Source organism: Skermanella sp. (assembly GCF_059503625.1).
Genome location: NZ_JCACHA010000155.1, coordinates 1 through 3,677 on the forward strand (window position 1 = coordinate 1; position 3,677 = coordinate 3,677).

Below are 3,677 nucleotides of genomic sequence, written 5' to 3' on the forward strand. Positions count from 1 at the left end.
GTGGTGGTCGTCGGCGCCTTGTATTTCGGCCAGGACATCCTGATGCCGGTGGCGCTGGCGGTCCTGCTGAGCTTCGCGCTCGCCCCGATCGTGCTCCGGCTGCGGCGCTGGGGGCTGGGCCGGATACCGTCGGTCATCCTGGTCGTGCTGCTGATGTTCATGGTGGTGCTGGGGTTCGGGACGCTGGTGGCCAGCCAGCTCGTCGATCTGGCGCAGAACCTGCCCAACTACGAGCAGAACATCCGCGCCAAGATCCAGAGCGTGCGCGGCGCGACCGAGGGCGGCGGCGGGGGAGTGCTGGACCAGGCGACCCAGATGCTGAAGGACCTGAGCAAGGAACTGGATCAGGCGACGGCGCCGGCGGCGCCGGGAGCGGTCCAGAGCGCCGGGGAAGCCGGCCGCGTCGACGTCCTGAGACCGATCCCGGTGGAAGTCCACGAACCCCGCCCGTCCCCCTGGAACGAGATCCAGACCTATCTGGGTCCGCTGGTCGGCCCGATCGGCACGGCCGGCATGGTTCTGGTCTTCGTGATCTTCATGCTGCTGGAGCGGGAGGGCCTGCGCGACCGGCTGATCCGACTGGTCGGCGCCAACGACCTGCACCGGACGACCGAGGCGATGGACGAGGCCGGCGCCCGCGTCAGCCGCTACCTGCTGATGCAGCTCATCATCAACATCGCTTACGGCATTCCGGTAGCGCTCGGCCTGTGGCTGATCGGCGTGCCCAACCCGATCCTGTGGGGCGTGCTGGCGACCGTCCTCCGGTTCATTCCGTATGTCGGCCCCGTCATATCGTCGCTGTTCCCGATCATCCTGTCGTTCGCCGTATCGCCGGGCTGGACCGATCCGCTGCTCACCATCGGGCTGTTCATGGTGCTGGAGCTGTTCAGCAACAATGTCCTGGAGCCTTGGCTGTACGGCAGCAGCACCGGCCTTTCGCCGGTCGCTATCATCGCGGCGGCCGTCTTCTGGATCACGCTGTGGGGACCGGTCGGCGTGCTTCTGGCGACGCCGCTGACGGTCTGCATGGTCGTGATCGGACGCCACGTGCCGCAGCTCCAGTTCCTGCACGTGATGTTCGGCAACGATCCCGTCCTGCCGACCGAAACGCGGTTCTACCAGCGCTTGCTCGCCCGCGATCCGGAGGAAGCGGCGGAACTAGCCGAACAGGCATTCCCGGACAAGCCGCTGCCGCACGTCTACGACCACGTGGTGATTCCCGCCCTCCATCTGGCGGAAACCGATCGCCAGCGGGATGCGCTGGATGACGAGGTGCAGGCTTCCATCGCGGAAGGCGTCGACAGCGTCATCGAAGCGCTGGACGACTACGAGGACCCGAAACCGGAACCCGAAGAGGACGGCGAATCGGACCCGGAGGATGCCGCCGCGGCCGCCGCGGTACCGGTGGGGGCGGAACCTTCCCGCGGCCGCGTCCTGTCTGTCGCGGGCCGCAACGAGCTGGACCGCGCCTCGGCGGCGTTGCTGGCCCACCTGCTGGAGCGCCAGGGCATCAAGTCGGAAACGCTGCCGTGCCAGGCGGTCTCCCTGCGCAACCTCTCGAAGCTGGACACCGGCGACGTGCGGCTGGTCTGCGTATCCTATCTGAACCCCGGATCTGTCCAGCATGCGCGCCGGACCGTGCGCCGGCTGCGCGGCAAGCTGGACCGCCGCATCCCGATCGTCGTCGGCCTGTGGAGTTCCGAAGACGACGGGCCGCTGCCCGACGATGCGCCGGCGCTGATCGGGGCCGACCGGCTGGAGAGGACCGTTTCCGGCGCGGCAGCCTGGATAGGCGGCATGGCCGGGCGCCGTGCAAATATTCCGGAGTAACGGGGGGCTGATCCGGAATCCTCAGTGTTGAACAACATGGGATCGCGCAAAACTGCATAAGGGGATTGGCGTGACCGGAGTCCGTCTCATCATCGCTGAAGACCAGTTGCTGGTCGCTCTCGACATGGAGACGATCGTTACCAACGCCGGCCATGAAGTCTGCGGCATCGCGGCCAATGCCGACGAAGCACTGACGCTCGTGGCCGAGCATCGCCCGGATCTGGCACTTCTGGACGTGGAACTGGGTGGGACCGACGGGCTGGAAGCGGCCCGTCTGATCATGGATCGCTGGCAGGTGCCGACGCTGCTGGTGACCGGACATGTCACCATGGAAATCGCCCGCGATGTCGGCGTCGTCGGACTGGTGCGCAAGCCGTTCACGGAACGCACCCTGCTTTCCACGATCGATGCCTGCCTGGACTGGCTCAACCACGGAGTGGTCCAGCAACCCGTTCCGCCCGGCTTCATCGGTCCCGACATCGCGGGACCGGAAAACGATACCTATCAGCCGACGCCGCTCCGCCGGACGGAGAGTTGAACCGGCGAAGCGGCGCTCCTGGTTCGGACGCAGCTTACGGCAAGCCGCCGATACCCCCGAGCGTACCGGCCTTGGTGCCGGTGCTGTCGGGGTCCTCGTCATGGCCGTAAGGCTTGCCGTCGGCGTCCAGGGTCGGCGAGGCGCCCTTCTCCATCCGCTCTTCCTTGCCGGTCCGGATCGCCTCGTCGGGTTCGGGGCTCAACCCCTGGACGGACGCCGATTCACCCTGCTGATTGTCGAGATGGTGCGCGTCGCGCTCCATGATGACGTCGGTACGGCTGCGGATATCCTGCGGCCGCTGGCCGACGGGGTTGTTGCGCTGCTCCTGCGCTTCGCGGTCGCTGTTGCTCATGGCTGTATTCCTGGCCGTTGGGGACATGAGACCGCTAACAGCGCGCGGCGCGGTCCGTTTCGGAAACTGTGTTCCCCGCCCGTTCAGGAACACGCTATCATGGGCAATGCCAGAATTTATTCAACCATTGCGGCGGGCGGAGCGAACATCGATGACGATACGAAAAGACACCGCATCGAGACGTCTGGCGCTCGGCTTCGCCGGCGCGGCGCTGATGTTCTTTGCCTCCGCATCGATGGCCGCCGAAAAAGCTAACGGGCTGACGCTTGAACCGCCGGCGGGCTGGCGCCGGGCGGAGGAAGGGGCGAACGTCGTCTACCGCGCCGACGAGTGCAGCCTGTCGGTGCTGGCGCCGCGTCCGCTGGGAAGCGAACGGCCGGTGCCGTTCTTCCAGCAGACCTGGAACTCGGTCAAGGGCGCGCTCCGCGTCCTGCGAGAACACCCTCCCGCCCAGATGCGCACGCTGGACGGCTCGATCGGGCGGCACGCCTCGGCCGTGGTCGATTCCGGCGCCGACGAGCGCGCGATAGCCGTCTTCATGGCGAGCGACACGCGCAGCGCCCATTTCATGGTCTTCACCGGACCGGTACCACCCTGCGACGGCTTGCTGGGTGACGTGGAGAAGGTCATGCGCAGCGTATCGCTGAGCGACCGCGAAGCAGTACCGGAAAGGATGTGAAAGCGAAGTCGAGAGACAGGGATCTAGAATTCCGCATTACCGTCGGACCGGTCCTAGTTTCAATCGCCGGACCGACGGTAACGGAGACGCCGGCGGAAACCGGCATCTGTACGCGTACCCCCCAAGGGAACTTTGTTCTTGTCGCTGCTCTGGTTAACGAGCTTGGCCGGACTGTATATTCAAACAAACGTATGAGTCAATCAGGAAAGAACGTGCTGCTCCTTAGAGACCGGCGGGACGGCGCCCCCCGGCTCCGTAGAGACCGGCGGGACGGCGCC

General features: G+C 66.2%; 4 protein-coding genes. 3 read left to right on the forward strand and 1 reads right to left on the reverse strand.

The genetic code is table 11. The features are described from left to right. Together AC5JJ6_RS04220 and AC5JJ6_RS04225 are read left to right on the forward strand one after the other, a co-directional pair. On the forward strand, positions 1-1,830 hold a 1,830-nt coding region (locus AC5JJ6_RS04220), incomplete at its 5' end, for an AI-2E family transporter (RefSeq protein WP_496040848.1). Between the two features lie 70 nt (positions 1,831-1,900). Beyond that, complete coding sequence (locus AC5JJ6_RS04225) at positions 1,901-2,368, forward strand: response regulator (RefSeq protein ID WP_496040849.1); 468 nt, start codon at positions 1,901-1,903, stop codon at positions 2,366-2,368. A 34-nt stretch (positions 2,369-2,402) separates the two neighbouring features. Here AC5JJ6_RS04225 and AC5JJ6_RS04230 read toward each other — a convergent pair whose 3' ends face one another. Next, positions 2,403-2,720: a hypothetical protein gene (locus tag AC5JJ6_RS04230; protein WP_496040850.1), complete on the reverse strand. Its 318-nt coding sequence runs from the start codon at positions 2,718-2,720 to the stop codon at positions 2,403-2,405. A 151-nt stretch (positions 2,721-2,871) separates the two neighbouring features. Between AC5JJ6_RS04230 and AC5JJ6_RS04235 the strand changes: the two genes are divergently transcribed. Continuing rightward, a complete protein-coding gene (locus AC5JJ6_RS04235) occupies positions 2,872-3,399 on the forward strand; it encodes a hypothetical protein (RefSeq protein WP_496040851.1) in 528 nt (175 codons plus the stop codon). The last annotated feature ends 278 nt before the right edge of the window (positions 3,400-3,677 follow it).